The organism is Bradyrhizobium betae, from assembly GCF_004123905.1.
In the GTDB taxonomy this organism is placed as follows: Bacteria; Pseudomonadota; Alphaproteobacteria; order Rhizobiales; family Xanthobacteraceae; genus Bradyrhizobium; species Bradyrhizobium betae_A.
The window spans coordinates 139,968-161,744 of sequence record NZ_MZXW01000016.1; the positions used below are offsets into that span (position 1 = coordinate 139,968).

Annotated in this window: 23 protein-coding genes; 11 read left to right on the forward strand and 12 right to left on the reverse strand. The window is 64.0% G+C overall.

All coding sequences use genetic code 11. The annotated features are described in order from the left end of the window. Positions 1–169 precede the first annotated feature (169 nt). A complete protein-coding gene (locus tag B5V03_RS10820) occupies positions 170–832 on the reverse strand; it encodes an invasion associated locus B family protein (RefSeq protein WP_129269972.1) in 663 nt (220 codons plus the stop codon). A 116-nt stretch (positions 833–948) separates the two neighbouring features. Further along, positions 949–1,788, reverse strand: a complete 840-nt coding sequence (locus B5V03_RS10825; protein ID WP_129269974.1) for an SDR family oxidoreductase — start codon at positions 1,786–1,788, stop codon at positions 949–951. Positions 1,789–2,004: 216 nt separating this feature from the next. Here B5V03_RS10825 and B5V03_RS10830 point away from each other — a divergent pair, with 216 nt between their 5' ends. From B5V03_RS10830 to B5V03_RS10840, 3 genes are all read left to right on the forward strand, one after another. Next, positions 2,005–2,979: an NADPH:quinone oxidoreductase family protein gene (locus B5V03_RS10830; RefSeq protein WP_129269976.1), complete on the forward strand. Its 975-nt coding sequence runs from the start codon at positions 2,005–2,007 to the stop codon at positions 2,977–2,979. A gap of 423 nt (positions 2,980–3,402) precedes the next feature. Next, entirely contained in the window at positions 3,403–4,239 is an 837-nt protein-coding gene (locus tag B5V03_RS10835; protein WP_129269978.1) for a hypothetical protein, read from the forward strand. 18 nt (positions 4,240–4,257) lie between these two features. Then, positions 4,258–5,409, forward strand: coding sequence for a TAXI family TRAP transporter solute-binding subunit (locus B5V03_RS10840; protein WP_129269980.1), 1,152 nt, complete (start codon positions 4,258–4,260; stop codon positions 5,407–5,409). Between the two features lie 171 nt (positions 5,410–5,580). Here the strand turns inward: B5V03_RS10840 and B5V03_RS10845 are convergent, their stop codons facing one another. Further along, positions 5,581–5,967 (reverse strand): YkvA family protein, encoded by a 387-nt coding sequence (locus B5V03_RS10845; RefSeq protein ID WP_164987929.1) that lies wholly within the window; start codon positions 5,965–5,967, stop codon positions 5,581–5,583. Between the two features lie 89 nt (positions 5,968–6,056). Further along, complete coding sequence (locus B5V03_RS10850) at positions 6,057–6,359, reverse strand: 4a-hydroxytetrahydrobiopterin dehydratase (RefSeq protein ID WP_129269983.1); 303 nt, start codon at positions 6,357–6,359, stop codon at positions 6,057–6,059. Positions 6,360–6,509: 150 nt separating this feature from the next. Between B5V03_RS10850 and B5V03_RS10855 the strand changes: the two genes are divergently transcribed. The 3 genes from B5V03_RS10855 (at position 6,510) to B5V03_RS10865 (ending at position 10,483) form a co-directional block, all read left to right on the forward strand. After that, positions 6,510–7,955 carry a TAXI family TRAP transporter solute-binding subunit gene (locus tag B5V03_RS10855; RefSeq protein WP_129269985.1) on the forward strand — a complete coding sequence of 482 codons (1,446 nt, stop codon included), beginning with the start codon at positions 6,510–6,512 and terminating at the stop codon, positions 7,953–7,955. Positions 7,956–8,060: 105 nt separating this feature from the next. After that, entirely contained in the window at positions 8,061–9,602 is a 1,542-nt protein-coding gene (locus B5V03_RS10860) for an alkaline phosphatase D family protein (protein WP_129271175.1), read from the forward strand. Between the two features lie 167 nt (positions 9,603–9,769). Beyond that, complete coding sequence (locus B5V03_RS10865; protein WP_129269987.1) at positions 9,770–10,483, forward strand: hypothetical protein; 714 nt, start codon at positions 9,770–9,772, stop codon at positions 10,481–10,483. Between the two features lie 4 nt (positions 10,484–10,487). On the opposite strand, the gene B5V03_RS10870 is transcribed toward B5V03_RS10865, so the two are convergent. Further along, positions 10,488–10,868 carry a response regulator gene (locus tag B5V03_RS10870; protein ID WP_129269989.1) on the reverse strand — a complete coding sequence of 127 codons (381 nt, stop codon included), beginning with the start codon at positions 10,866–10,868 and terminating at the stop codon, positions 10,488–10,490. A gap of 196 nt (positions 10,869–11,064) precedes the next feature. Between B5V03_RS10870 and B5V03_RS10875 the strand changes: the two genes are divergently transcribed. The 3 genes from B5V03_RS10875 to B5V03_RS10885 all read left to right on the forward strand — a co-directional run bounded on the left by B5V03_RS10875 (position 11,065) and on the right by B5V03_RS10885 (position 15,377). Next, on the forward strand, positions 11,065–11,841 hold the full coding sequence (locus tag B5V03_RS10875; protein ID WP_129271176.1) for a Crp/Fnr family transcriptional regulator: 777 nt from the start codon (positions 11,065–11,067) through the stop codon (positions 11,839–11,841). A 291-nt stretch (positions 11,842–12,132) separates the two neighbouring features. After that, positions 12,133–13,959: a translational GTPase TypA gene (gene typA / locus B5V03_RS10880; RefSeq protein WP_129269991.1), complete on the forward strand. Its 1,827-nt coding sequence runs from the start codon at positions 12,133–12,135 to the stop codon at positions 13,957–13,959. 170 nt (positions 13,960–14,129) lie between these two features. Then, entirely contained in the window at positions 14,130–15,377 is a 1,248-nt protein-coding gene (locus B5V03_RS10885) for a flavin monoamine oxidase family protein (RefSeq protein ID WP_129269993.1), read from the forward strand. Between the two features lie 92 nt (positions 15,378–15,469). Here B5V03_RS10885 and B5V03_RS10890 read toward each other — a convergent pair whose 3' ends face one another. Genes B5V03_RS10890 through B5V03_RS10905 form a run of 4 tightly spaced genes read right to left on the reverse strand, consistent with a single transcriptional unit; the run spans position 15,470 to position 18,571 of the window. Continuing rightward, entirely contained in the window at positions 15,470–15,877 is a 408-nt protein-coding gene (locus B5V03_RS10890) for a thiol-disulfide oxidoreductase DCC family protein (RefSeq protein WP_129269995.1), read from the reverse strand. Next, entirely contained in the window at positions 15,877–17,196 is a 1,320-nt protein-coding gene (locus tag B5V03_RS10895; protein WP_129269996.1) for an SDR family oxidoreductase, read from the reverse strand. Before B5V03_RS10895 ends, B5V03_RS10890 begins: the two co-directional genes overlap by 1 nt. A gap of 8 nt (positions 17,197–17,204) precedes the next feature. Next, positions 17,205–17,672: a DUF2269 family protein gene (locus B5V03_RS10900; RefSeq protein WP_129269998.1), complete on the reverse strand. Its 468-nt coding sequence runs from the start codon at positions 17,670–17,672 to the stop codon at positions 17,205–17,207. After that, positions 17,669–18,571, reverse strand: coding sequence for a dienelactone hydrolase family protein (locus B5V03_RS10905; RefSeq protein WP_129270000.1), 903 nt, complete (start codon positions 18,569–18,571; stop codon positions 17,669–17,671). Before B5V03_RS10905 ends, B5V03_RS10900 begins: the two co-directional genes overlap by 4 nt. Positions 18,572–18,837: 266 nt before the next feature. Here B5V03_RS10905 and B5V03_RS10910 point away from each other — a divergent pair, with 266 nt between their 5' ends. Together B5V03_RS10910 and ppa are read left to right on the forward strand one after the other, a co-directional pair. Continuing rightward, positions 18,838–19,347: a GNAT family N-acetyltransferase gene (locus tag B5V03_RS10910; RefSeq protein ID WP_014490714.1), complete on the forward strand. Its 510-nt coding sequence runs from the start codon at positions 18,838–18,840 to the stop codon at positions 19,345–19,347. Positions 19,348–19,525: 178 nt separating this feature from the next. Beyond that, positions 19,526–20,062, forward strand: coding sequence for an inorganic diphosphatase (gene ppa / locus B5V03_RS10915; RefSeq protein ID WP_129270002.1), 537 nt, complete (start codon positions 19,526–19,528; stop codon positions 20,060–20,062). A 128-nt stretch (positions 20,063–20,190) separates the two neighbouring features. Here ppa and folD read toward each other — a convergent pair whose 3' ends face one another. The 3 genes from folD to B5V03_RS10930 are packed head-to-tail and all read right to left on the reverse strand — an operon-like array spanning position 20,191 to position 21,739. Further along, the gene (gene folD / locus B5V03_RS10920; protein WP_129270004.1) at positions 20,191–21,075 is read right to left on the reverse strand and encodes a bifunctional methylenetetrahydrofolate dehydrogenase/methenyltetrahydrofolate cyclohydrolase FolD; all 885 of its coding nucleotides are present in this window, start codon (positions 21,073–21,075) and stop codon (positions 20,191–20,193) included. 10 nt (positions 21,076–21,085) lie between these two features. Next, positions 21,086–21,433, reverse strand: coding sequence for a DUF167 domain-containing protein (locus B5V03_RS10925; RefSeq protein WP_129270006.1), 348 nt, complete (start codon positions 21,431–21,433; stop codon positions 21,086–21,088). A 15-nt stretch (positions 21,434–21,448) separates the two neighbouring features. Further along, the gene (locus B5V03_RS10930; RefSeq protein WP_007598721.1) at positions 21,449–21,739 is read right to left on the reverse strand and encodes a YggT family protein; all 291 of its coding nucleotides are present in this window, start codon (positions 21,737–21,739) and stop codon (positions 21,449–21,451) included. Positions 21,740–21,777: the final 38 nt, after the last annotated feature.

Here is a 21,777-nt window from a genome sequence, read left to right on the forward strand (position 1 = left end):
GGCTTGTCCCGGGCACACGTTCTTTTCGCCCGTTACCAGCGCGTGGATGGCCGGGACATCTGGTGCGAAGACGCGCTTCGCGCTTTAGCCCGGCCATGACGGCTGAAATTGTGGAACCGCCCCTATATAGCAACCGGGGCGGCCGATTGCGACCTTATCGACCGCAGCCTTAACGCCTGCAATCCTGGGCGATCTTGTCCAGCGCCTGGGCGAGGCCCTTCAGCGAGAAGGTATCGGTCGTCTCCGTGCCCTTGGCCGAGACGCCCTTGACCACGAGATCGGCCGATTTGCGCATGGCTTCGACCATCCGCTCCTCTTCGGCCGCGTTCTTGATCCAGAGGCCATCGCCCTGCGTATACATCGCAAAAGCGGCGCCGCCGACCTCGACCGAGGATTCAGAGCCCGGTTTCAGCGCATAGCCGATCATGACCGAAACTTCGTTGTTCACCTTCTCCGCCGGCCGGGTCGAGACGAAGGCGTAGGCGGGATCGCGCGGCCGGTTCGGCGGGTTGGTCTTCGACGAGGAGGGTTTGGCCAGCGCGAAGCAGACTTTTTTGCCGTTGGGCGTCGCCGAATAGGCGCCCCAGGTGCCGAACTGGCCGATCAAGGTCGGCTCCGCGCCGCCCGCAACCGCCGCGGCCGGGCCCGCCGGTTTGCTCTCGGGCTTTGCCGTCGTCTTTGCAGTCGCAGCGGCGGCCGGCGCGGCCGCTTTCGGTGCAGCCTCTTTGGGTGCAGCTTTGGGCACCGGTTGCGCCGTCTGTGCCCGCGCGGAATCCGTGATTCCCCACGCCGTCACGCCAGCCATCAAAGCCAAAAATAGCACCCGCCACATGCTGGAGTGGTTCCCTCAATATTGTGACTGGAAGATGGCCCGGCCGCGCTTTGTCCCCGCAGCAGGGATAGCCGGGAAAGCCCAATTTGGGAAGGCAGTTAGCGGGTTGGCAACAGCTAGCCTTGGGATCGCGCGGCACGCTGCTCGGACCATTGCGCGTCAGTCCAGCCGAGCAAATCCTCGGCGCCGGAACTGCGCAGATGCGCGCCGCCATCGATCACCACCATCTCGCCGTTGATGTAGCCGGCGCGGTCCGAGACGAGGAAGCTGGCGAGGTCGGCAAGCTCGCCATGTTCCCCGGTGCGCCCCATCGGGTTGCGCGCCGTCCACCCCTCGTCGCGACCCTCGGGACGAAGCTGCCCGGATGCCCCGGCGGTCGGGAACGGGCCGGGCGCGATCGCCACGGTGCGGATGCCTTTCGGCCCCCACTCAACCGCGAGGCTCTTGGTCATCGCCAGCACCGCCGATTTCGCCATCGCTGAGGGAACGGTGAAAGCGCGGCCAGTGATGGTCGAGGTCGAGAGGATCGAGAGCACGACGCCGCCATGCTTGCCGTCGATCCAGCGCCTGCCGGCGGCGAGCGTGCAGTACATCGCGCCATGCAGCGTCGGCGCGAGGATCGCATCCGCCGCGCGGAAGGAGAGATGCTCGCTCTGCGCGATGAAGGTCGCGGCAGCATTGTTGACGAGGATATCGAGCGGCGCCTCGCGCCAGATCGCATCCATCATGCTGTCGACGGCGGTGCCGTCGCGAATGTCGCAGGCGATGGTGGAGACCTTGCCACTGGTCTGCGCGCGCATCTCGCTTGCTGTTGCGTCCAGCCGGTCGAGCTTGCGGCCGCAGATCACGAGCTCGGCGCCGAGCGCGAGGAAGCGACGCCCCATCGCGGCGCCGAGGCCCGAGCCGCCACCGGTGACGAGAATGCGCTTGTCCTTGAGCAGACCCGTTTCAAACATCGTTTGAATCCTCAATATGTCCACACACGCCGTCATTGCGAGCGCGGCGAAGCAATCCAGGCTATTTCCGCGGCGCGGATTCTGGATTGCTTCGCTGCGCTCGCAATGACGAGGATAGGCCGATGCATGGTCTCTGACAAAGAATCCAGATTGTCGGGTCGCGCTAAATCCGGCAGAAACGAACCAACCATAATCGAAACGCCCTAAGGTGCCGCCATGAAAGCCATCCTCTGCTCGCAATATTGCCAGCCCGACGATCTCGTGCTCGCCGACGTGCCGGATCCGGTGGCCGGTCCCGGCGAAGCCGTGATCGCGATCAAGGCCGCGGCGCTGAATTTCTTCGACATCCTGATGATCCAGGGCAAGTACCAGATCAAGCCGCCGTTCCCGTTCTCGCCGGCCGCCGAGGTTGCGGGCGTGATCGAGAGCATCGGCCCCGGCGTTACTGATCTCAAAGTCGGCGATCGCGTCGTCGCCTCCTGCGGTCACAACGGCGCGCGCGAGAAGATCGCGCTGCCGGCGGCATCGATCGTGAATATCCCTGATAATCTCGACTATGACCGCGCGGCCGGCATCATCATCATCTACGGCACCGCGCTGCATGCGCTGGAAGATCGCGCCAGCCCGAAGCCGGGCGAGACGCTCGCGGTGCTCGGCGCCGCCGGCGGCACCGGCCTTGCCGCCTGCGAGCTCGGCAAGCTGATGGGTCTGAAGGTGATCGCCTGCGCCTCGTCCGACGAAAAGCTGGAATTCGCCAAAGCGCATGGCGCCGAGCTGACGCTGAACTACGGCAAGGAAGATTTGAAGGAAGGCTTGCGAAAACTCACCGGCGGCAAGGGTGTCGACATCATCTTCGATCCGGTGGGCGGCGCATATGCCGAGCAGGCGCTGCGCTCGATCGCCTGGGAAGGCCGCTTCCTCGTGATCGGCTTTGCCGCCGGCGACATTCCGAAGATGCCGCTGAACCTCGCGCTGCTGAAGGGCTGCGACATCCGTGGCGTGTTCTGGGGCGCATGGACCCGGCTCAATCCGGAGAAGAACCGCGCCAATCTCGAGAAGCTCGTGAAGTGGACCGCGGAAGGAAAGATTTCATCGCATGTCGACCGCACCTTCCCGCTGGCGCAAACGGCGGACGCGCTGAAGGTGCTCGCGGGACGCCAGGCCATGGGCAAGGTGATCCTGCATCCGTGAGGATGCGACGTACGCGGTCACCACACACTCGGTGTCGTCGTCCGGCTTGACCGGACGACCCAGTATTCCAGAGAGACCAGTGATTTAGCCACGACGCCGCGGCGTACTGGATTCCCGCCTTCGCGGGGAATGACACCGAATATGGGACGAGCAGCGCGGCCAACTCCCGCTTCTCGCGCGACGCTGCGCTCCCATCCGCCCAGTAAAATCCCCATCAACCATCGTCGGCAAAATGGCGGTGCATTCCGCCGCCTCGCCGTAATCAAACCCAAATATCTCCCGATTCGCGCAAACCGCCGTCGCTTTTTGGGCTGAATCGGACGGCGATTTACCGGTTCCAGTTTGCGGGGCGCTTCTGGACAACAACAAGAAGACTGAAGCCGGGACTGTCCCTGCGTTGCGTCAATAATGGGGAACATCACCATGGAGACGACGGCCTACCGTCCGTCCAGGGAGTCGAGGGCGTTCGACTCCGATCGATCTGCATCACAATCGTCCACCGCGTCCTACATCCGTGCCCGCGCCAGCCGCGTCGATCCTCCGCAGGACGATCCCATGCCGCTGTTCCTGTCCGACCCGCTCGGGCCGCCGGACCCGCGAGAATATGCGCCGCTGACGTTGCGTCGCAGAACCAAGATCGCCGCGCGCCTTCTGGCGGCGGCGCTCGCGATATCCGCGGCTGCGACCCTGGCGCTGCTGCTTCAGTCCGATTTGCGCAGCCTCGTTGTGGCCAATGCCGGCAGCCCGACGAACGCCGCTCCCGACCAGGCCATCGCTGCGGCCAATCCGCCGGTCATACGGGAAGCCCCGCTCAAGGATCCGGCGCGCGTGACCAACACGAGGCTGGCGAGTGCCGACGAGCAGGACCTCCCGGCACCGCCAAGCCGTGACACCATCGCGGCCGCCCATCAGATCGCGTTGCAGGCGCAGATGCCGGTGCCCGTCGCGGCACAGCCCGCGCCAGCCGAGCCTGTCAGAACGCTCGACGCCGACACGCTGGCGGGGCTGATGACGCGCGCAAGGAGCCTGATCGGTGTCGGCGACATCGCCGCGGCGCGCCTGCTGCTCGAACGTGCGGCCAATGCGAACGATGCAAATGCCGCGCTTCTGCTGGCGCAGACTTATGATCCGGCGGTGCTGGGCACCAGCGACGCGCGGAGCATCATCGCCGACGCATCAGTCGCACGTGACTGGTACCAGCGCGCGGCAAGCCTCGGATCGGCGGAGGCACGACAGCGCCTCGCCCGGCTCTCGAACTAGAACTCTTCAGGGGACATTATGCATCACGCTTTGAGAATGGCGCTTGCCGCCATCATGACGATCTGTGCCTTCGCCGCCCGCGCCGAGCAGACCGAATACGATCCGGCAAAAGTCTCGGACAGTTTGAAGGCCATCTTCCAGTTCGGCTCGAGCTCGACCAAGCAGGCGCTTAACGCCAACACCGTCACGCTGATCACGGGCACGATCGGCGGCACCTATGTGCAATTCGGCGCCGACCTCGCCTCCGTGCTCGACGATGGCAACAATATCCGCGTGCTGCCGATCGTCGGCCGCGGCTCGGTGCAGAGCGTTGCCGACATCCTGTTCCTGCAAGGCGTCGATCTCGGTGTCGTGCGCGCCGACACGCTCGACTATCTCGAACGCAAGGGCTTTGCCAAGGACATCAAGCGGCAGTTCACCTATGTGACAAAACTCTACAACGAGGAGATGCAGGTGATCGCGCCGAAATCGGTTGCGACACTGAAAGACCTCGAAGGCAAGACGGTCAGCGTGGACCTGCCGAACGGCGGCACCTTCGTCACCGCGCTCACCGTGTTCGAGCGGCTGGGGATCAAGGCGAAGTTCGTCTATGTCGAGCAGCGCATCGCGATGGAGAAGCTGAAGGCCGGCGAGATCGACGCGGTCATCGTGGTCGGCGGCAAGCCGTACAAATCGGTCTCGACCTTCGGCAATGACGGCCGCTTCCATCTTGCCAAGGTCGACTACGCAAAGCCGCTCCAGAGCGACTATCTGCCGGCGACGCTGACGGCCAAGGACTATCCGAACCTGATCAAGGAGGGCGAGAGCGTGGACACGATCGCGGTGCCCGCGGTGCTCGCGGCCTATAATTGGGCGCCCAACACCGAGCGCTACCGCAAGCTCGCGCTGTTCGTGGACGCGTTCTTCACGAAATTCCCCGCGCTGCAGAATCCGCCGTTCCATCCCAAGTGGAAGGAGGTCTCGCTTGCCGCACCGCTGTCCGGCTGGAGCAGACTGCCGGTGGCGCAGCAATGGCTCGACAAACACGGGGTCGAGCCGGTGGCCCGGCAGCGCTTCGAGGCGTTCTTGAAGCAAACTCCTGCGGCCGCAAACGTGTCCGACACGGAGAAGGAAACCTTGTTCAAGCAATTCCAGGCGTGGGACGCGGAGAAGGCGCGGGCGCAGAAGTAATGGGCGTGCCTGGGGCAAGCGCCTTCCACACATCCGGTGTCGTCGCCCGGCTTGATGTTCAGACCGGGCGATCCAGTACTCCGTGACGCCGGTGATTGAATCGAGAAGCCCGCGGCGTACTGGATTCCCCGCCTTCGCGGGGAATGACAGGGGAATGCGAGGCGACAGCGGCTACGCCGCTTCCGCGTCCCCCTCACCCACCCCGCGCTTCAGCACAGCACGCGCGGCTTCGCGGTGTTCATTCGTGATATGGCCGGCGACCATGCGGATGGCGGTGGCAAGCACGGCGGCATCATCGGTGAAGCCGAGCACCGGCATCACATCGGGGATGAAGTCGAACGGCAGGATGAAATAGGCGATCGCTCCCAAGAGCGACGCCTGGACATGGCGCGGCGTCTGCCGGTCGAACGCGCAGTAATAGGCCGCGAGCAAATCTTCGGCGAACGGCAGCTTGGCGACGACACGCTTCAGCTTGCGCCAGAAACGTCGGCGCACGCTATCACGATCTTCCGCGACCCGATCGGCCGGCTCGAAGCCGACGCTGTGTTCGGCAGCCATGGTTGGAAACTCCCGTCCAGCCCGGCGCGGCCGATGGCCGCATCCAGTGCTGATCACAACATGGGGATGCGGCGGCGCCCCGCAAGATGTCAGCCCGGTGTCAGCCTGGCGATGGCGTTCATCGCCTTGGCGAGCTCGATGTCGAGCTTGGTGACGCCGCCGGAATCATGGGTGGACAGCACCACCTCCACGGTCTTGTAGACGTTACGCCATTCGGGATGATGATCCATCTTCTCGGCCACAAGCGCCGCACGGGTCATGAAGCCGAAAGCCTCGTTAAAATCCTTGAAGACAAAGGTTTTCCCGATGGCGTCGCGGCCTTGAACCTCGGTCCAGCCCGGGATACCGCCCAGCGCCTGCTTGCGTGCTTCCGCCGTCAGCCGCTCTGCCATAATCGTCTCCGTCCTTCAGGGGAACTTTACCCTAACACCGTGCTGCGGTCCGGGTTCACCAGGATTTCGTCCATCCGCTAACCATGACGGAGATGTAACCCCGCCTGACAAGAAATTTGCTATAATTGCGGGCGTAAATCGCCGGCCGAGATGAAACTGAGCCTCAAGCGCCTGTTTGGGAGATCGATGACCGGGGGATTGGACCTGGCCGAAGCGCCCACTCCGCCTTCGCCGCGATCCGCGGCGCGGAAGACCGCGCTCGTGTCTCTCGCGCTGGTGCTGGCCATCATCGGCGCGCTCGCCGGCGGTTATTATTTCGCGATGCGGCCGGTGACATTGAAGATCGCGGTCGGTCCGGCCAACAGCGATGACCTCAAGGTCGTGCAAGCGCTGACGCAGGCTTTTACGCAGAACAAGAGCCAGGTGCGGCTGCGGCCGATCCAGACTGACGGCGCCACCGCCAGCGCCGATCTGCTCGCGGAAGGCAAGGCCGACCTTGCCATCGTGCGCGGCGACGTCGACGTGCCGAAGAACGCGCAAGCGGTCGCGACCTTGCGCAAGAACGTCGTGGTGCTGTGGTCGGTGCCCGGCAAGGGCAAGAAGAAGGGCGCGAAGATCACCAAGATCCCGCAACTGGCCGGCCATCGCGTCGGGGTGATCGGCAAGACGCAGGCCAACGTCAACCTTCTCAAGGTGATCCTCCAGCAATACGGCGTCGATCCCGCCAAGGTCGAGATCATCCAATTCCCTGCCAATGAGGCCGCCGAAGCGATCAAATCCCAAAAGGCCGACGCCTACCTCGCGGCGGGACCGGTCAATAGCAAGATCACGGCGGAGGCAATCGCGAGCTCCGCGAAGGACGGCGGCACGCCGACCTTCCTGGCGATCGATTCGGCGGATGCGATCGCGCAGAACCATCCGGTCTATGAAGCCTCGGAGATTCCCGCCGGCACCTATGGCGGCTCGCCCGACCGTCCCGACGACGAGGTCAAGACCATCAGCTTCTCGCACCACATCGTGGCGCGCAAAGGTATATCCGAAACCACTATCGCGGCGTTCACGCGCCAGCTTTTCGCGGTACGCCAGCAGCTGGTGGCGGAATTCCCGCTCGCGGCGAAGATCGAAACGCCCGACACCGACAAGGATGCGGTGATCCCGGTGCATCCCGGTGCGGCCGCCTTCGTCGATGGCGAGGAAAAGACCTTCCTCGACAAATACAGCGATTACATCTGGTGGAGCCTGATGGCGCTCTCCGCCATGGGCTCGATCGGCGCCTGGTTTGCGGGCTATCTGAAGAAGGACGAGCGTGACAACAACAGCCATCTGCGCGACCGGCTGTTCGACATGATTGCGGCTGCACGCAAGAGCGAGACGACCGAGGAGCTCGACCAGATGCAGACCGAAGCCGACGAGATCTTGCGCGACACGCTGCGCTGCTTCGATCACGGCGCCATCGAAGAGGCCGCACTCACCGCCATCAACATCGTGCTCGACCAGTTCCACGCGGCGGTCGCCGACCGCAAGGCCGTGCTGTTCAGCATGCCGCAGAACCTGCAACGTGCGGGCGCGCAGTTCAGGGCCGCCGGCAACGCTTAAACGCCTGCGCGCGTAATCGCTGCGTCACATTGTCTCAATATAGCGTCTGGCTTGTTCGTGACGACTGCCGTCCCGGCGGTCGCGCCACGCGATATCGAGATCGCCATGAAGATCAAATTCTCCCGCCGCCGCTTCCTCGCCACCAGCGCAGGTGCGCTCGGCGCCATCGCGATGCCTCATCTGTCACGCGCGGCCGATCGGCCGGCGGCGACCCATGGCGTGCAGTCGGGCGACGTCACCGTCAACGGCGGCGTGGTGTGGGCGCGCGCCGACCGCCCGTCGCAGATGCTGGTCGAGGTCGCCACGACGGAGTCCTTCAAGGACGCCCGCGCGCTGCCGCCGATCGCGGCGCTGCCCGAGAGCGACTTCACCGCAAAAATGCTGATCGAGAACCTGCCGGGCGGACAGGACATCTTCTACCGTGTTCGCTTCCGCGATCTCTCGCATACCGCGGTCGAGGGCGAGCCGGTGGTCGGCCGTTTCCGCACCGCGCCGGCCGACCGCCGCGACGTCAGCTTCGTCTGGGGCGGCGACGTCGCCGGCCAGGGCTGGGGCATCAATCCAGATGACGGCGGCATGGTCACCTTCTCCGCGATGCGCAAGCACCGTCCGGATTTCTTCCTTCATTCCGGCGACACCATCTATGCCGACGGCCCGATTGAATCCGAGGTCAAGCTCGCCGACGGCAAGACCTGGAAGAACGTCACCATCCCCGAGAAGGCCAAGGTCGCGGAGACGCTGGACGAGTATCGCGCCGCGCACAAATACAATTTCACCGACGACAATGTCCGCGCCTTCAATGCCGAGGTGCCGATCTTCGTGCAGTGGGACGACCATGAAGTGACCAACAACTGGTCGCTGTCGAAGGAGTTGCCGGCGACCTACAAGGTGCGCGACATCTCGCTGCTCGCGGCACGCGCGAGCCGCGCCTTCCACGAGATGTATCCGATGCGCGAGAGCATCGTGGAGCCGGGCCGAGTCTATCGAAAAATCTCCTACGGCCCGCATCTGGACGTGTTCGTGCTCGATGAGCGCAGCTATCGCGGCCCGAATGGCGCCAATCTCGAAACGGACTACGGCCCGGCCAGCTACTTCCTCGGCCCGGACCAGATCGCCTGGCTCAAGCGCGGCCTCCTCAATTCGCGCGCGACCTGGAAGGTGATCGCCTCCGACATGCCGCTCAGCCTCGTCGTGTCGGACACGCCGAAGGGCGGCTCGGAAGCCATTGCGCAGGGCGACGGCCCGGTACGCGGCCGCGAGTTCGAGATCGCCGACATCCTGCGCTTCATCAAGATGGCACCGATCAAGAACACCGTTTGGCTGACCGCGGACGTGCACTACGCCGCCGCGCATTATTACGATCCGAACAAGGCGCAATTCCAGGACTTCGAGCCGTTCTGGGAATTCGTGTCGGGCCCGCTGCACGCCGGCACATTCGGTCCGAACGCGCTCGACAACACCTTTGGGCCCGAAGTGCGCTTCGTCAAGGCGCCGGGCAAGGACAGCCAGAACCTGCCGCCGTCCGCCGGCATGCAGTTCTTCGGTCACGTCAAGATCGACGGCGCCTCGGGCCAGATGATTGTGACCTTGCGCGACCGCGCCGATGTCGCGCTGTGGTCGACCACGCTCGATCCGAAGCTTGCGTAACGGCCAGCTAACGCGCGCATGATCTTTCCGGAAAACCGCTTCGCACTTTTCCGGATCATGCTTTCGAGCCGGATGGCGGTGAACCATCCGGCCGGCCCGGGCGACAATTGCAGGTCCGTGCATTTTCACGGGACTGATGCCGTCCGAGCTATTTTCGAGTTGAAGCCGTGCTGTTCAGCCACCGAACGATCGTCATCGCGCTCCTGCTGAGCGCAGCGTCCCCCACATGGGCGCAGACTCAGGACAAAGCCATGCTGGTGCGCGAGGCCTTCGCATCACCTTACGGCAAGGCGCTGACCGCCGAGCTCGGCAAGTCACTGCGCGCGAGCGCCGACCCGGCATGCCTGACGGACAAGGCGCTTACTGCCGACCAGCTCGAACCGCGTGGCCGCGATATCGTCATCACATGGGGCACGCGCATGCTGGACGGCGCATTCGCGCTGATCGACCGGCAGACCTCGGACAACCCGTTCGCCAGCGCCGCCGAATTGGAAAGCCTGAAGAGTAGTGCGGATGTGAAGCGCTATCTGGCGATGGAAGCGCCAATGCGCCAAGCCAAGATCCTGGATCTGATCTTCGAGCATTTCGACCGCTATAATTTGATCAGCCGCGTGAGGCTCGGGGCGGTGTCTCCGCTGGCCACTGGCAACGAGGCTCTGCTCCGCCTCAATCCCGCCGATGCCACCGAGGAGAAGTTGGAGGAATTCGCCGGCAAGAGCCGGTCGAAGGCCCTGAAGCGTTTTCTGCAATTGTCGGAGCAGGCGGGCGCCGCGCAAGCCGCGTCGATCAAAAAGATCCCGTCGCCGCCGCCGCTTCCGCACACCTTCTTCAAGGGCGTCGAAACCGACCTCGCCGAGCTCTGCATTCGCTCCGGCAAATAGGTCGTCAGGTGCCCCGCACCTGGAGCGCCGCCTCCAACGCCTCGCTCGAACACGGCTTCTGCAAGCGCGGTCGGCTGGCGAATTCGGGCGGAATGCGCGCGTCGGTGCCGTAGCCGGTGACGAAGACGAACGGGATCTCGAGCGCGACCAGCCGCTCGGCGATCGCAAAACTCTTCTCGCGGATCAGCTCGACATCGAGCAGCGCGAAATCCGGCGCACGCTTCGCGATCGCGTCCAGTGCCTGGGTTACCGAGCCGACGGTCCGCACGCTCGTCACGCCGAATCCGAGGAGACGGTCCTCGAAATCGATCGCAATGATGGGATCGTCCTCGACGATCAGAACGTCGGCAGGCCGGCCTGAGCCGTCGGGAAGTGCGGGTGCCATGATCGGATCTTGGGTGTGAGGTTTTGGGCGTGAGGTTGTTCGGATCAGGACTGCCGCGACACGATGCCTGCGCCCAGCGCATCGGAGGGTTCCCGGAACGAAACCCACCACATCACAGTTCTCCAGTCTGTCCACTTGTGCACACAAGATTTGGACGGAACTCGCTAATGTGGAGAGAAGCATGGCGGGGTTGATGATGGATGCGCGTATCAGCAAGGCAGCCGAGGTCGATAGCCGGCCGGCCAACAATCTGCTGCGGCGCTTGAGCCAGGCGGACTACGCGCTGCTTGCGCCGCACGTCACTGTCGACAACGCTGCGGCGAACGAGCTGCTCTACAATCCCGGCGACGACGTCCAGGTCGTCCACTTTCCCTGTGGACCATCGCTCGCGACATTCCTTGTCCCCAATGAGGACGGCCGTGATGTCGAGACCATTCTGGTCGGCCGAGAAGGCGCGGTGGGCGGCATCGTCAGCGAAGGATATTTGCCAGCCTATACCCGCATCTGCGTGAAATTTGGCGGGCCGTTTGCGCACCTCAATGTCGCCAAGCTGGAAGCTGCCAAGCAGCGCTCGCCGTCGCTGCGCCATGTCTTTGCCCGCTACGCCGATTGCATGCTGGCGCAGATCTTCCAGTCCACCGCCTGCAACGCCATCCACTCGATCGAGCAGCGCACCGCCAAATGGATTTTGGCGGCGATGGAGCGGACCGGCGACGAGAACAGCGTGCCGCTGACCCACGAACAGCTCGCCACGCTGCTCGGGGTGGGACGCAGCTATGCGAGCCGCGTGCTGCAGTCGTTCAGGGCGGAAGGCGTGCTCGAGACCAGGCGCGGGTCGATCCTGGTCCGCAATCGCGACGGCCTGCGGCTGCGCGCCTGCCTCTGCAACGACGCCGTGAAGATGCATTTCGAGGAGGTTTTACGCGGGGTCTACCCGACCGAGGAGGCGAGCCCCAGCTCGGCACAGGGCTGATCGGGCCGCCCGCCAGCCGAACAAGGGCCGATTTTGCGCTCGATTGCCCCTAACCCCCGGAGATTCCCGGACAAAATTCAATCAACCAACGCCCAAAGAACGCATTGTTTTTTGGCGGTTTTTGCCTATATTGCGCTGCAAACGCACAGGGTGCCCGGTTGATCTAGCCGAGCGGCCCTTTTGGGCGTAATAGGCCCCGTTTTCCACGTTTCAGCGTTGTCCGTGAAGAGGTCCCGGCTTGACCGGCGAGATCGCGCTTAACCCATTGTCCGACCGCAAAGAAGCTCACTCATGAACCTCCGCAACATCGCCATTATCGCCCACGTCGACCACGGCAAGACGACGCTTGTCGACAAGCTGCTACAGCAATCCGGCACCTATCGCGACAACCAGCGCCAGGTTGAGCGCGCCATGGATTCCAACGATCTGGAACGCGAGCGCGGCATCACCATTCTGGCCAAATGCACCTCGGTGCAATGGAAAGACACCCAGATCAACATCGTCGACACCCCCGGCCACGCCGATTTCGGCGGCGAGGTCGAGCGCATCCTGTCGATGGTCGACGGCGTGATCGTGCTGGTCGACGCCGCTGAAGGCCCGATGCCGCAGACCAAATTCGTGGTCGGCAAGGCGCTCAAGCTCGGCCTGAAGCCTATCGTCGCCATCAACAAGGTCGACCGCCCGGACGCGCGCATCTCCGAAGTCGTCAACGAGGTGTTCGACCTGTTCGCGGCGCTCGACGCCACCGACGAGCAGCTCGATTTCCCGATCCTCTACGGGTCGGGCAAGAACGGCTGGATGGCCGACTCGCCCGACGCCTCCCACGACGTCGGCATGAAGCCGCTGTTCGACCTCGTCATCAAGCACGTGGCGCCGCCGGTGGTCGAGGAAGGCCCGTTCCGGCTGCTCGGCACCATTCTCGAAGCCAACCCCTATCTCGGCCGCATCATCACCGGACGCATCGCGTCCGGCACCGTGAAGCCGAACCAGGCCGTGAAGGTGCTGTCGCGTGACGGCAAGCTGGTGGAAACCGGCCGGATCTCCAAGATTCTGGCCTTCCGCGGCCTCGAGCGTCAGCCGGTCGAAATCGCGGAAGCCGGCGACATCGTCGCCATCGCCGGCCTGCCCAAGGGCACCGTGGCCGACACCTTCTGCGATCCCACGGTCGAGACCCCGATCCAGGCCCAGCCGATCGATCCGCCGACCGTGTCGATGTCGTTCATCGTCAACAACTCGCCGCTCGCCGGCACCGAAGGCGACAAGGTCACCAGCCGGCTGATCCGTGACCGCCTGCTGCGCGAGGCCGAGGGCAACGTCGCGCTGCGCGTGGTCGAAGCCCAGGACAAGGACGCGATGGAAGTGTCCGGCCGCGGCGAATTGCAGCTCGCGATCCTGATCGAGACCATGCGCCGCGAGGGCTTTGAGCTCTCCGTGTCGCGTCCGCGCGTCGTGTTCCAGAAAGACGAAGCCACCGGCCAGACCCTGGAGCCGATCGAGGAGGTCGTGATCGACGTCGACGAGGAGCATTCCGGCGTCGTCGTGCAGAAGATGAGCGAGCGCAAGTCCGAGCTGATCGAGATGAAGCCGTCCGGCGGCAACCGCCTGCGTCTGGTGTTCTACGCGCCGACCCGCGGCCTGATCGGCTACCAGGGCGAGCTGATGACCGATACCAAGGGCACGGCGATCATGAATCGCCTGTTCCACGACTACCTGCCGTACAAGGGCCCGATCCAGGGCCGTCGCAACGGCGTGCTGATCTCGAACGACCAGGGCGAGTCGGTGGCCTATGCCATGTTCAAGCTGGAAGACCGCGGCCCGATGATGATCGAGCCCGGCTGGAAGGTCTACAAGGGCATGATCGTCGGCGAGCATACCCGCGACAACGATCTCGAGATCAACGTTCTCAAGGGCAAGCAGCTCACCAACATCCGCACCACCTCGAAGGACGAGGCCGTGCGCCTGACCCCGCCGATCCGCATGACGCTGGAAAAGGCGCTGGCCTATATCGAGGACGACGAGCTGGTGGAGATCACCCCGAAGTCGATCCGCTTGCGCAAGAAGCACCTCGACCCGAACGAGCGCAAGCGCGCGGAAAAGGCCAAGGAAGCGGTGGCGTAAGCCGCCGCCTCTCACTCACTGTCATGCCCCGGCTTGACCGGGGCATCCAGTACGCCGCGCTCTCTCGGCCGTAGACTGCCTCTGGAATACTGGATCACCCGCTTTCGCGGGTGATGACACCCAATTTGTGGTGCCTTTAGCGCGTATCAGAGACGTGCTAGAGCCCGCCCATGACCTCCCTGCCCTCCTTCGTGGACGTCGCGATCATCGGCGCCGGTGCCGCCGGCCTCGGTGCCGCACATGCGCTGGCGGGCTCCGGCCTCGCCGTGATCGTGCTGGAGGCCCGCGACCGGCTCGGTGGTCGCGCCTGGACCGTGCAGGCCTCACCTGAAGTCACCTTCGACGTCGGCTGCGGCTGGCTGCATTCGGCCGACAAGAATTCGTTCGTTCCAATCGCGCGAAAACTCGATTTCGAGATCAACAAAGACCTGCCGCCCTGGCGCGAGCGCGCCTTCGGCAACGCCTTTCCGCAAAGCGAGCGCGACGACTTCATGCGCGCGATGGACGCGTTCTACGAGCGGCTCTGGCAGGCCGCGCAAAGAGGCAAGGACGAGCCAGCGAGCCTGAGCCTGGAGCCCGGCAATCGCTGGAATCCGATGATCGACGCGATCTCGACCTACATCAACGGCTGCGAACTGAAGGACATGTCCACGCTGGACTGGAACGCCTATGAGGACAGCGAGCTCAACTGGCGCGTCCGCCGCGGCTATGGCGCGCTGATCGCCGCCTATGGCGCGCCCTGCCCGGTCGCGCTGAACTGCAATGTCACGCTGATCGATCATTCCGGCCAGCGCGTCCGCATCGAGACGTCGCGGGGCACGCTGACCGCCGTCAAGGTGATCGTCACCGTGCCGACCAATCTGATCGCGGACGAAGCCATCCGTTTCTCGCCGCCGCTCCCGGCGAAGGTCGGTGCCGCAGCCGGCCTGCCGCTCGGCGTCGACGACAAGGTGACGCTGGCGCTTGGCGATGCCGAGGCCTTTCCGAGGGAAGGCAATCTGCGCGGCGCCACCATGCGCACCGAGATGGGCACCTATCACATCCGCCCGTTCGGCCAGCCCTGCATCGAAGGTTTTTTCGGCGGCAGTTTTGCCCGCGAGCTGGAAAACGCCGGCGAAGGCGCCATCGCCGCGCACAGCATCGACGAGATCGCGAGTTTTCTCGGCAACGACATCCGCGGCAAGCTGAAGCCGCTCTGCGAATCGCGTTGGGCGCATGATCCGTTTGCGCGGGGATCGTATTCGCATGCACTGCCCGGCCACGCCGGGGATCGCGCGGTGTTGGCTGCCCCGGTCGATCGGCGGCTGTTTTTCGCGGGAGAGGCGACATCGCCGGAATTTTTCACGACGGCGCATGGCGCGCGGGACAGTGGGGAGCGGGCGGCGAAGGAAGTGCTGGCTGCTCTAGGCAAGTCATAACGGCACGCTCCGTCATTGCGAGCGCAGCGAAGCAATCCAGACTGCCACCGCGGAAAGATTCTGGATTGCTTCGCTACGCTCGCAATGACGAGTTACTCTATCACGCGGGCCCGCAGATCGGCATCCGGCGCGAAGCACGCATCATACTTTCCGAAGATGCGATAGCGGTTGCGAGCGATAAGGCTGTAGACGGGGTCCCGCAGCGGTTTTGGCACGGCGAACAGCACCCGCACCCCGCCCCATCCCGGCAAAAGCGACAGCACCGTCAGCGCAGCGTCTGATTTCATGAATACCTCGCCGCCATGGACCACGGCATTGGTGTCGGGATCATCCGGGTCGATACCGAATGTGCGTGCTAGCTTCGCCCCATAATCCGACTGGATCGGCGTGAAGCGAAATCGTTTCGCCGTGTCGCGCTGCGCGACGAAGCGGACCCAGCGCGAGCAGAAGATGCAGACGCCGTCGAACAGGATCACGTCGTCGTCAGGCCATTTTCCCATCAGCGATTGTCCAACATCAGCAGCGCGACGAGCATTAGCACGATCGCCGGCCCGGTCTTCACCAGCGCCCCTAACGGCTCGATCCAGAGATCGGGCGTCAGGATTGCCGCGCCGAACATATAGCCGAGCGAAGCGAAAATACCCGCAATCAGCCCTATCGCCGCGGTGCGGCGGAAGGCGATCAGCACGCCGATGGACATATCCATCAGGCTGGTGCCGATGGTGACGGGGTCGACCAGCGCGGCTGGAAAATTGTGCGCCATCAAAATGCCGGCAGCGGCGCGATAGGAGATGAACAGCGCGATGAAGCCGGAGACGAGCCAGAATGCGACCAGGCTGGCGACAATCAGCGCCTTGATCAGGAAGAGGCGCGCGAACCATTTGTCCTGGATGGTGGCGGGATGTCGACCAATCGTCTCCGCGAGCGCCTTCGGCGCGATGCCCGTGGCGGCGATCCACGCGGTGGGGTCGCCGGTCACGCCACGACGCAGCTCGGCGATGGCGGTGGTACGCATGGGCGGCATCCAGCCGAGCGTGTTGGCGAGATCGCCGATTTTCGCACCGAGATCGAGTATGAAGGACGGCATCGCAAGACGCGGCCAGCCATCGGTGCCGAATGCAAGGCGGAACTGCTTGATGACGCCGGCCATCGTAACCGGCTCGGCCTGCATCAGGTCCCACGTCACGGCTTTCACAGATACATCGTCGGCGTCGCGCGCGGCGAGCCGGGCGATGGTGTCGGCGACGTCCTCGATTGCGACGGGCTGGAACGGCGTCGCCATCTCCTTGTCCGGCAGATCGAGCGGGAAGGCGGCGAGCGCGCGGAGCATGGCGCTGCCGCCATACGCTGATGGCGCAACCACGAAGCCGGGCCGCAGGATGGCGTGGGGGACCCCGGAGGCCGCAATCAAGCGCTCGGCCTCGCGCTTGGTCGTCGAGAAGGCAGTGCGGTCCGCGTCCGCGGCTCCGGGGATCGAGATGTGCACCAGCCGGATCGCGCGGCCGCTATCGCCGATCGCCTGAAGCAGGCGCGCGACGAAATCGCGATGCACGGCATTGGTGTCGCTGCCGGGGCCATCCTGGAGCACGCCGAGGCAATTTACGACGATGTCCACGGCGTGCTTGTTGAGAAGATGCATCAGCGCGACCGCATCGAGCGAGAGGATCGGCAGCTCGATGTCCAGTGCATTCATTGACTGCGCAGGCGACAGGCTGCGCGCCACGCCGACAACTTGAAATCCGCGTGCACGAAGATCGTCGGTGACGAAGCGGCCGATCAGGCCAGAGGCGCCAAGCACCAAAATGGTTCGCTGACCCATCGTATTCCTCAGAACGGTTTTGCGATCATCAGCCAGAGGATCAGCATGGTCGCGCCGAAGCCGGGGAAGCCGAACGCGAACCAGCGGCGGAATAGCACGAAGTAGCGCTCCGGCAGCGCGATGCGTTGCTCGGCCGCCTTGCGCGCGAGATCGCGCATCTCGATCTGCATGAAGACGACGGGGATCCAGAACAAGCCTGCGATGACGTAGAGCGCCAGCGAGGTAAGGATCCAGCGTTCCATGATCGACGTCGCCGAGAGCATCATCAGCAGGCCGCCCGTGACCGGCTGGAAGATCACGGCCGAGAACGTGAAGATCGCATCCGCGGTCACCACCACCGATGCTGTGCGCGCGATGAACGCCGCGTCGTTCGTGCGATGCGCCATCAGCATGAAGAAGGCGATGCCGGTTCCGGTGCCGAGGATGACGATGGCGCCGAGCACATGCAGATATTTGACCAGGAAATACAGCGTCATGGCTTCTTCACCGCCACCGGTTTCAGCACGCGATCGAGCTCGCTGCTGGCGGCTTTGACACCCGTTTCAGTCTCGATCATCCAGTGCCCTTCGCTGCCGACAGCCGGCAACGTGTGGAAGTCGACCTTGCCGCCGCTGCCGCGAAACGCATCCGCCAGCGACTGCGAAAACTTCGGCGCAAAGTAAGTATCATTGGCGGCAACGAGCCATGTGACAGGAATGCGCGCGGCTTTGCCGAATCCGGCCGCCGCGGCAAGAAGCGTCTGCGGCGCGCAGATCCGGTTCGGCTCGTCATTGGCGTGGCCACCGCGCCCCGGTGCGAACACTGTGATCGCCGAGATCATCTTCGGATTTCCACTCGCAAGTGCAAGCGCGCCCCAGCCACCGGCGGAATGGCCGATCACGACCGTGGCATCCTTGCGGATGAAATCCTGCTTTTGCAAAAATTCGAGCGCCAGCGAAATTTCTTCGGCGGTCACACGGCCCGAGCGCGCGTAATCCGCTTCGTCACATCCACCTTGGTCTTCGAGATAGCGGCCGCCGGTCGCGCCATGGCCGAGCCGTTCCGGCACCAGCACGGCGAAACCGCGCGTGACCAGGAAAGCAGCAAGCGCGCGGTATTCCGGCTGCGGCATTTGCGCGCGACGCAATACGTTCTGCGTCGAGGCATGCGCGATGACTGCAAGCCGGAACGGACCTGCGCCTGCGGGGCGAAACAGCAGCGCATGCGCGGCAATATCGGTATCCGGCGACGGCACGCGCCATTGCTGCCGGCGAAACGGCTCGCCTTCCTCGCCCGATGCACCGAACGTGACCTGCGCACACAGAGGCGGCGCGGTCAGCAGGGACAGCAGAGGCAGGAGCGCAAGGGTGCTGAAAAGGGTGTTGAAGAGCCGCATGAATTGCCGAAGGCGAACACGGAGAGTGACGACCAAACTAGTCGGAACGAATCATTATCGGCGGACTTTCTGCGTTGCCATCGCGGTTCATTGGTTGCCGAAAGGCAGTTTTGCACCGACGCGTGGCAGGCCGGTGCCATTCGAAATGGCGTCTTGTCTTTTTTCGGTACAACATGGGTAAAATACTGATGCAGAAAGTCCACAGGTTAACCGATAATTAACGATAGGTCTTGCCGCCGGCGCGGCGACTTGGTTTGATCGCGTCCATGAGCACAACCCTGATCGAGGTCCGGCCGGCCAAAGCCGCAGATGCAACTGCGGTGGCGTCCACCCATGACGAAGCCTGGCGCTCCGCCTATCAGGGTATCATTCCCGGCGGCGAGCTGGAGAAGCTGATCAACCGCCGCGGTCCGCAGTGGTGGGACAGTGCGATCCGCAAGGGCAGCCGCGTCAGCGTGCTGGTGTTCGGCGACAAGATCGCGGGCTACGCCAATTATGGTCGCAACCGCGCCCGCAGCCTGCATTTCGACGGTGAGATCTACGAGCTCTATCTGCGCCCCGAGTTTCAGGGTCTCGGCTTCGGCCGTCGCCTGTTCACAGCCGCCCGCCGCGACCTGATGCAGAGCGGCTTGAAGAGCATGGTGGTGTGGGCCCTTTCGGACAACGATCCCGCCACCGAGTTCTACCGCGCCCTGGGTGGCCGCATGGTGGCGCGCTCCTCCGAGCGTTTCGGGCCGAAGTCGCTCGACAAGGTTGCCTTCGCTTGGACCAATTGAGCTGCTGAAACCTTAACCGGCAGCGCTTCCCTTCCGTCGATACCGTCGCCTCCTCAGCCGGTGATCGCTGGATTCATTATTTCACAAAAACGCGATGGATTGGCGGGCCAAGCCCGCGTATGACAGCGCCAAAATCGCTGCCGGGCGCGATTTAACCTCGGCAACAACGGAGCCTTGAATGCGTATCGATGCGGTCTCGATCGGAAAAAACGTCCCCCACGACGTTAACGTCATCATCGAAGTCCCCGTGGGCGGCGAGCCGATCAAATACGAGATGGACAAGGAAGCCGGCACGCTGGTGGTGGATCGCTTCCTGTACACGCCGATGCGTTACCCCGGTAACTACGGCTTCATCCCGCACACGCTGTCCGATGACGGCGATCCCTGCGACGTGCTGATCATCAACACCCGCGCCATCATCCCCGGCGCCGTCATGAGCGTGCGCCCGGTCGGCGTGCTGTTCATGGAAGACGAAGCCGGCGGCGACGAGAAGATTCTTGCCGTGCCCTCGTCGAAGCTCACCCAGCGCTACGACAAAGTGAAGTCCTATTCCGACCTGCCCGACATCACGCTGCAGCAGATCCAGCACTTCTTCGAGCACTACAAGGATCTCGAGCCGGGCAAGTGGGTGAAGATTTTGCGCTGGGGCGGCCCGGATGACGCGCAGAAGCTGATCCTCGAAGGCATCGAGCGCGAGAAGAAAAAGAAGGGCTGAGCTCTTCGGCCCGGACGCGGTGCATCACGAAGTGGTGCGCCGCAGAGCCGGGACCCACGCCGCCCATTGGGCCCCGGCTCAGCAGCGCACCGTTTCACGCTGCGCTGCGTCCGGGGCACGCGAGCTCACTACACCGCCGGCTTCGGCAGCCCTGCGATCGCGCACGCCGCACGCAGCGTATTCACCAGCAGGCAGGCTACCGTCATTTGGCCGACGCCGCCCGGCACCGGCGTGATGGCGCCCGCCACTTCAAGCGCTTCCTGATAGGCGACGTCGCCGACGAGACGCGTCTTGCCATCCTCTTTGGGGATACGATTGATGCCGATGTCGATCACGGTCGCGCCCGGCTTCAGCCAGTCCCCACGCACCATCTCAGGCTTGCCGACCGCGGCGTAGACGAGGTCGGCGCGCTTCACGAGCCCGGGCAAGTCGCGCGAGCGGGAATGCGCGATGGTCACCGTTGCGTTCTCGTTCAGCAGCAGCTGCACCAGCGGACGGCCCACCAGATTGGAGCGGCCGATGACGATGGCGTTCATGCCTTCGAGCGAGGCATGCACGCTCTTGGTCAGGATGATGGAGCCGAGCGGCGTGCAGGGCGACAGCGCCTCGAAACCGCCAGCGAGCCGGCCGGCATTGTTCGGGTGCAGGCCATCGACATCCTTGGCCGGATCGATGGCATTGATGACGGCCTCCGTGTTCAGCCCCTTCGGCAGCGGCAGCTGCACCAGAATGCCGTGCACGGCGGGATCACGGTTCAGCTTGGCGACGACCGCCAGGAGATCCGCTTGCGAGACGTCGGCCGGTAGCTTGTGCTCGAACGAGGCCATGCCGGCCGCCTGCGTCTGGGTGTGTTTTGAGCGGACATAGACCTCGCTGGCCGGATCGTTGCCGACCAGGACGACCGCAAGGCCCGGCACCAGATTGTGCTCGCGCTTGACCCGGGCGACCTCGTCGGCGACGCGGGCGCGGAGTTCCGCTGCGATGACTTTTCCATCGATGATTTTGGCGGTCATGTCAGTTCCCTCAGTCTATCGATTTGGCGTCTGTCGATTTGGCTGATGCGAGCCGGCGCAGGGTTTCGCCGAGCCGCACCGGATCGCCGTCGACCGCGATCTGCTTCAGCCGCGAGGTGGCACCGGATAGTAGCTTTACACTCGCCTTGGGCACGCCCAGCGATTTCGCCAACAGCACCAGAACGGCCTTGTTGGCCTCGCCGCCATCGGCAATGGCGCGCACCCGCACTTTGAGCACGCTGCGGCCGTCGGCCAATTGCTCGATCCCGTCGATGTCGTCGCGGCCGCCGCGCGGCGTCACCCGCAGCGCGATGCTGATGCCAGAGGCCGCATAGCGCCAGGGTTCTTTGGCGACCAAGGCGCTCCCGCCCGCTTAGATCACGTTGGGGTAGATGTAATACAGGATCACCCGCTCGATGAACATGATGAGCAGGATCAGGATGATCGGCGAGATGTCGAGGCCGCCGAGGCTGGGCAGGAAATTGCGAATCGGCGCCAGCACCGGCTCGGTGATCCGGTACAGGAACTCCGCCACCGCAGACACGAACTGGTTGCGGGTGTTCACCACATTGAAGGCGATCAGCCAGGACAGGATCGCGGAGGCGATCAGCAGCCAGACGTAGAGATCGAGCACGATGATGACGATGTCGAGAACGGCACGCATGATTTTTTAAGACTCTGGCTTTTGAAGACTCTGGCGGC